Annotated in this window: 6 protein-coding genes; 5 read left to right on the top strand and 1 reads right to left on the bottom strand. The window is 64.4% G+C overall.

The features are described from left to right. Nucleotides 1-186: 186 nt before the first annotated feature. The 4 genes from GOALK_RS16950 (at nt 187) to GOALK_RS16940 (ending at nt 5100) form a co-directional block, all read left to right on the top strand. Nucleotides 187-2238: a heavy metal translocating P-type ATPase gene (locus GOALK_RS16950; protein ID WP_081474364.1), complete on the top strand. Its 2052-nt coding sequence runs from the start codon at nt 187-189 to the stop codon at nt 2236-2238. Between the two features lie 684 nt (nt 2239-2922). Next, nucleotides 2923-3240 carry a cutinase family protein gene (locus GOALK_RS24350; protein WP_231380932.1) on the top strand — a complete coding sequence of 106 codons (318 nt, stop codon included), beginning with the start codon at nt 2923-2925 and terminating at the stop codon, nt 3238-3240. A 54-nt stretch (nt 3241-3294) separates the two neighbouring features. Next, complete coding sequence (locus GOALK_RS24345) at nt 3295-4188, top strand: hypothetical protein (RefSeq protein WP_006360066.1); 894 nt, start codon at nt 3295-3297, stop codon at nt 4186-4188. Nucleotides 4189-4470: 282 nt separating this feature from the next. Beyond that, nucleotides 4471-5100 carry a SipW-dependent-type signal peptide-containing protein gene (locus tag GOALK_RS16940; protein WP_006360065.1) on the top strand — a complete coding sequence of 210 codons (630 nt, stop codon included), beginning with the start codon at nt 4471-4473 and terminating at the stop codon, nt 5098-5100. A gap of 115 nt (nt 5101-5215) precedes the next feature. Here the strand turns inward: GOALK_RS16940 and GOALK_RS24340 are convergent, their stop codons facing one another. After that, nucleotides 5216-5530, bottom strand: a complete 315-nt coding sequence (locus tag GOALK_RS24340; protein WP_231380936.1) for a hypothetical protein — start codon at nt 5528-5530, stop codon at nt 5216-5218. 7 nt (nt 5531-5537) lie between these two features. On the opposite strand from GOALK_RS24340, the gene GOALK_RS24335 reads away from it, so the two are divergent. Next, entirely contained in the window at nt 5538-6017 is a 480-nt protein-coding gene (locus GOALK_RS24335) for a signal peptidase I (RefSeq protein ID WP_231380939.1), read from the top strand. Nucleotides 6018-6045: the final 28 nt, after the last annotated feature.

Here is a 6045-nt window from a genome sequence, read left to right as displayed (position 1 = left end):
TTCGAATGTACATTCGACTTTAGCCGGAATCATGCTGCGGTGCAACGCTTATCGAAATCAGATAGGTGACCCACGTTTGTCGGAGGTGTGTGCTATCGGGTCTCCCACGGCGGGCCGGGTGTCGGCGAACCTCGCAACGAAGATTGGCTATTACGATATACGGGTATGGGGTATATAGTCGGTCGCATGAGTGCTACAGCGATCCATCCCGCGCACGACACGGGTACGCACGAAGGTCACCAGCACGCTGGTGGCGAACACGGCGGTCACGCCGACCACGTCGGCCGGTTCCGCCGACTGTTCTGGATCATGGTGGTACTGGCCATCCCGACGGTGGCGTTCAACGAGATGTTCGCCCACCTGATCGGATACTCGCTGCCTCACCACGGGTGGGTCATGTGGATCTCGCCGGTACTGGGCACGGTCATCTACTTCTGGGGCGGCCGGCCGTTCCTCGCCGGTGCGGTCGGGGAGATCCGGTCCCGCCGGCCGGGGATGATGCTGCTCATCGGGCTGGCCATCACTGTCGCCTTCGTGGCGTCGTGGGGCGCGAGTCTGGGGTTGTTGTCCGGTGAGCTGAACTTCTGGTGGGAGCTTGCGCTCCTTGTCGCGATCATGCTCCTGGGGCATTGGGTCGAGATGCGTGCGCTGGCCCAGACGACATCGGCCATCGACTCGCTGGCGGCCTTGTTGCCCGATGAGGCGGAGAAGGTCGACGGCGCCGGAACGGTCACCGTCGCCGTCTCCGAGCTGCAGGTGGGCGACGTGGTACTGGTTCGGCCGGGTGCATCGATCCCGGCCGACGGTGACGTCGTCGACGGTACGGCGGATGTGGACGAGTCGATGATCACCGGTGAGTCGCGCCCGGTACGACGATCGGTCGGGGATCGCGTGATCGCCGGGACCGTCGCTACCGATTCCGCGGTTCGTGTCCGGGTCACCGCGATCGGTGATGACACCGCGCTGGCCGGGATCGAACGGCTCGTCGCCCGAGCGCAGGCGTCGACGTCGCGTGCCCAACGTCTTGCCGACCGCGCCGCCGGGTGGCTCTTCTGGTTTGCCCTCTCCGCGGCAGCTGTCACGGCAGTCGTCTGGACCTCGGTGGGAATGCCTGACTCCGCGGTGGTCCGGGTGATCACTGTCCTCGTCATCGCCTGCCCGCACGCTCTCGGTCTTGCCATCCCGTTGGTGGTTTCGATCGCGACGGAGCGCGCGGCGCGAGGGGGAGTGCTGATCTCCGACCGGCTCGCCCTCGAGACCATGCGGTCGGTCGACGCCGTCCTCTTCGACAAGACCGGGACGCTGACCCGTGGAGCTCCGACGGTCCGTTCCGTCGAACCAGCGCGCGGCCGCACCCCGGACGAGGTCCTGGTGCTGGCCGCGTCGGCCGAGGCGGACAGCGAGCATCCACTCGCCGTCGCAATAGTCGAGGCCGCCCGGGGGCGGGGACTGGAGGTGCCGGCGGCGCAGGACTTCACCTCCTCACCGGCGGTGGGTGTCTCGGCGAGAGTGGACGGAGTGCACATTGCGGTGGGCGGGCCGAGATTGCTCGACAGCCAGGGTGTTGCAGAGCTGTCGATCGCGGGCACCTGGCGCGATGAGGGCGCGATCATCCTGCACGTCGTCGCCGACGGTGAGGTCGTCGGAGCGCTGGCGTTGACCGATGAGGTGCGACCGGAGTCGCGCGAAGCGATCGACGGCCTTCGGCGCCGTGGGGTCGAAGCGGTGATGGTCACCGGAGACGCGCGAGCGGTGGCCGAGGATGTGGCTCGCGAGCTGCGGATCGACCGCGTCTACGCAGGTGTCCGGCCAGAGGACAAGGCCGACAAGGTGGCCGAGCTGCAGCGCGAGGGTAAGCGGGTCGCGATGGTCGGTGACGGGGTGAATGATGCGCCGGCGCTCGCGCAGGCGGACGTCGGGATCGCCATCGGCGCCGGTACCGACGTCGCCATCGCCTCCGCGGGCGTGATCCTGGCGTCCTCGGACCCGCGGTCGGTGCTCTCGGTGATCGAGTTGTCGCGGGCGAGCTACCGGAAGATGGTGCAGAACCTGTGGTGGGCGGCCGGGTACAACCTGATCTCCGTTCCACTCGCGGCCGGTGTGTTGGCGCCGATCGGATTCGTGTTGCCGATGAGCGTCGGCGCGATCCTGATGTCGGTGTCGACGGTGGTCGTCGCGCTCAACGCCCAGTTACTCCGTCGGCTCGATCTGTCCCCCGATCGGCAAGCGTCACGGTGACTGCGATCGGGTGACCTGACGCCTGGTCTGCCCGAGGGCTCGGACCCGCTGTCTCCCGGCGGTTCCGAGCCGTCGCCGTGTCTGCGAAGGGCCTCTCAAGGTTCGTGATCGAGAACGGCTACATCACGCTGGTGATCTCACTCACACAGGATCATTTGTCCAGCATGGCCCTACCTGCGATGTTATCTGAAATACACTGCACCACAACATGTTTCAGTTTCCTATATGAAACAGGATTCTACGGGTCTTGAAAGTATTCTCTGGGATTCTTGAAATCGTCCCGTAATAGTCGAATTTTCATATCTACTGCTAAGTAACAACAATGTGGAAAGGGGGGTCGAAAGACCCTCTCCGTCCGCACCTGTTGTTCCGTCTCCCCAACGATGTGAAGATTTGTGACATCCCCTCATGAAATACTCTTCCTCTGCGCGTAAGCCCCGACACGCGTGCGACAGAACCGGCAAAGCGTCTCAGTTCGTCGGTTTTCGATCTGCTCGTCAATGGGCAATTGGTCTGGGTGGAATAGCGCTCACTGCGAGTGTCGCGGCAACCGCATTCGGAGGGGCTGGTGCCGGCGTCGCCGCTCCGCCTCCGACGGTTTCGACCTTCAATCTCTTCATTCCCGGGACCTGGGAAACGGATGCGGCCGCTGACCCGACCCACGCCACCGGAGCGCTGGCGGGGGTGGCCGACTCGATCTCGCGGACGCATGGCGACTCGGCGACCATCTACTTCCTGCCTTACATGGCGCGGGCCTTCGACAACGGGCGGACGTACGGGGACAGCAAGGCCACCGCGATCGCGAACGCGTCGAAGGTCCTCGCCGACCGGGCGGAAGCCGATCCCGATCTGAAGTTCACGATCAGTGGCTACAGCCAGGGTGCGGACGCGGCGGGAGATCTCGCCGCGGCGATCGGCAACGGCGACGGCCCGATCCCGGCGGACAAGGTGCTGGCAGTCGGCCTACTCGCCGACCCCGGTAACGGAACCGCTGGTCAGTAGACCGTCGGCCCGAAGCCGCGCGGCATCGGGATCGCCGACCCGCGACCCGAGGGGATGGGGAAGCTGTCCGGGAAGGTCACGAGCATCTGTGCACCCTCCGACCTCTACTGCTCCATCGACAAGCGGCGCCATCCCGTCCTGGGCAAGATCGGCACCGTCCTCAGTGAGGGGGCGGAGGAGGTGGCGGACGCCGTCGAGACCGCCATCGACGTCGTCGGCGCGATCGCCAGGATCGACTATGCCGGTCTGGGTGCGGACATCGGTCGATTGCCGCAGCTCATCGGGGTGGGAGACCTTCGCTCCGCCCATAAGGTCGCGGGGCGTGTGAACACGCAGTTGCGCCCATTCGTGAAGCTCGCGGACACGGTGGACTACGCGAAGACCGCCCGCATCCTCGACCTCATCCCGGATCAGACGGGTCTCGCCAAGGTCGGCGCCTCGATCTGCCGCGTACTCGATCGGGTGGACATCGAACGTAGCGCGGACCTGGTCGGGGAGGTTCAGGAGCTGACCTGGACGGCGGCAGGATCGGTGGGGGCACGAGTCGGTGCGGCATCGATCCCGGACACCGAGGTCTCGGCCGAGGAGGTTCTGGAGCTGGGGAAAGAACTCGCCTCGCTGGTTGCGGACACGACCGTCGATGCCTCTGACGACGAGGACGCGGGCGAGGGGAAGAACTCCGGGGTGTTGTCCGAACTGATCTCGCCCGAGTTCAGGGAGCTCGGCAAGGAGCTGGCCAGGATCGTCACGAAGCAGGCCATCACCGACCCGGCGTCGCTGATCCGCGACGCCGTCACGGCGAAGGACTTCTACTCCGGGAGCTCGCACACCGACTACGCGAAGCTCGTCGTGGATGAAGTGGGTCGGAGTGCGATCGCATGGCTGGGCGTCTGGCTGGCGGACACCATCAACAAGGCCGGCTCGAAGGTGGAAGGTGACTCGGACTAGGCCGCTGCCGACGTGTGCCAATAGCTGTTGTCGAAATACCAATGACCATTGTCGTAAATTTCGGGACATTAAAGATCTTGGTCGAATGTCCATTTGGATCTGTAGTTCAAACGGCCGACAGATACGACAACGGATGTAATCAGAATTCTGGAACAAATGACCTAGAGGCGGTGAGTCACTTCACACGGCCAATCTCGAAAAACAGGTAACAAAAAATCCGAAACAATCTAAATTACTCGTGAGTAGCAATGAGCTACGCCCCCGCAGAATGATGGACGGAAGATGACCAACAACCAGACCCCCACCAGCGCCCCCCTGACCGACGAAGAGCGCAACCGCAAGAGCCGCAAGCGCAAGGCCATCCTCGCCTCCGGTGCAGTCCTCGGCGTTGGCGCTGTGGTCACCCTCGCCGCGTGGAACGACACCGTATTCGGTTCCGGAACATTCGGTATCGGCGAGAGCGCTTGGAACGTGCAGGCCAGTACCGTGTCGGATACGGAGGGGTTCGCGGAGTATGCGGACAGCGCCGCCCCCGGCGTCATCTCGTTCCCAGTGGTCGCGGGTGTGAACCCGGTCAACCTGATGCCCGGGCAGACCACCAAGGGCAGCTTCTGGCTCAAAGAGACCAAGGGCAAGATGGACGCCGACATCACCATCCAGGCTCCTGCGAACGCGACCAACACTCTTGCCCAGGCGCTCTACGTGACCATCAAGGACGGGTCCACCACCCTGGTGAACAACCAGCAGCTGAGTAGCAGCGGCGTCGCAACGACGTTCCGGGTCACCAAGAACACGGCCAAGAAGATCGACTTCGAGGTGACGTTGCCGGCCAGCGCCAATCCCAACAACATCCTCGACACGAGTGTCACCCCGCGCTGGGAGATGAGGGCACAGAGCGTCGACAACCCGTGAGTCGTTCTCGATCCGGCGGCAAAGCCTCCTTCCCATCCCTGGGCGCCGCCGGATCGAGGGTTCACGCGACCCGCAGAGTTGTGCTGCCTGCCAACCGAATCCGCACCCCTAGATCTCAGAGAGACGGCGCGATGACGACGACCTCGAGTCCCTGCACCGACCGACCCGACGCGAATGGGTCCGGCATTCGGGATTCGTGGACGGTGACCGCACCGATGAGGGTCGTGGCACCTGCCCCGCGGGTGGTCTGGACGTCGGCTCCGGCGGGCCACGTTCCGGCGTCGGAGGCCCCGACCCTGCCGATTCCGATCGTGCCGTCACCGCCGGTTGTGGACGCGGCTACTGCCGAACCGGCGCCCGTCGAATCGCACGTGGCGACGCCGGCGACGCGGTCGCTGGGCAGTCGGCTCGTCGACTGGGGGCTGAACATCCTCGCAGTGTTCGGCGTGTTGTGTATTGCGCTGACAGTCCTCGCCTTCGTGGGCAACTACACGATCATCATGTTCAAGACAGGTTCGATGGATCCCACCATCCCGCAAGGATCCATCGCTGTCGTGCACGAGATCCCTGCGACCGAGGTGAAGGTCGGAGATGTCATCACCGTCGACCGTGGGATCGGTCTGAAGCCGATCACTCATCGGGCGATCGCGGTGAAGCAACTCGGCGGCGGCGAGGCCCTCATCGAGATGCAGGGCGATGCCAATCCGAACCCCGACCCGGAGCCCTACCGCGTGAGCCAGGTGCGCAAAGTCGTCTGGCATGCACCGGGTCTCGCAAAGCAGATCGTCTGGTTGTCGAATCCGTACGTTCTCGGGGCCATCACCCTCGGTGCGGCACTCCTCGTCCTCTGGGCGTTCTGGCCGAAGTCGACGACCGGTCGCCGCCGGGACGAGCACAACGAACCCTCTCGTTCTTGAACCCAGTTCCTCCGCAACTCATAGAGAT

It is taken from the genome of Gordonia alkanivorans NBRC 16433 (assembly GCF_000225505.1).
In the GTDB taxonomy this organism is placed as follows: domain Bacteria; phylum Actinomycetota; class Actinomycetes; order Mycobacteriales; family Mycobacteriaceae; genus Gordonia; species Gordonia alkanivorans.
This window is presented reverse-complemented; position numbering and strand designations above follow the sequence as displayed.